Raw genomic sequence first — 562 nt, forward strand, 5'->3', positions numbered from 1 at the left:
CGCGGGCCGAGGCGCGCCCAGGGCCGAATCAAGACCCTCCTCGACGCCGCGCTGACGAACCCGCTCCAGACGCAACTCGACTTCGAACGGGACCACTTCCTCGACAGTCTCTTCGGCCCCGAAGCGGCCGAAGGCGTCGAAGCCTTCCGCGCGAAGCGTGCGCCCGATTTCAGCCGGAGCGCGATGTGAAGATGCCCGAGTTGAACGCAATGGAGCCGACCGCCGGCGAAATGACCTCGGCCGACCAGCCCCCGACTTTCCGCACCCGCATAACCGAACTCTTCGGCACGCGACTGCCGATCGTCGCGAGCGGCCTGCAGTGGCTGTCGAACGCGCACTACGTCGCCGCGGCCGCGCATGCCGGCATGATCGGTTTCATCACCGCGGCGAGCTTCGCCGAGCTAGACGAGCTGCGCCGCGAGATCCGCCGCTGCTGCGAACTCGCCGATGGCAAGCCCTTCGGCGTCAATATTTCGATGCTGCCCAAGCTCGCCAAGGGCGACCGGGTCGACGCCGTCGTCGACCTCGTCTGCGAGGAAGGCGTGCGCTTCGTCGAGACCGC

General features: G+C 67.8%; 1 protein-coding gene and 1 pseudogene. Both read left to right on the top strand.

Annotated features, from left to right (window positions below; translation table 11 throughout):
- Positions 1–189: pseudogene (locus GO615_RS29855) on the top strand (enoyl-CoA hydratase); the annotation flags it as partial.
- Positions 190–191: 2 nt separating this feature from the next.
- The coding region (locus GO615_RS29860) for a nitronate monooxygenase (protein ID WP_211167413.1) at positions 192–562 on the top strand (371 nt) is incomplete at its 3' end.

Origin of the sequence: Aromatoleum evansii (genome assembly GCF_012910805.1) — a bacterium.
Classification (GTDB): Bacteria; Pseudomonadota; Gammaproteobacteria; order Burkholderiales; family Rhodocyclaceae; genus Aromatoleum; species Aromatoleum evansii.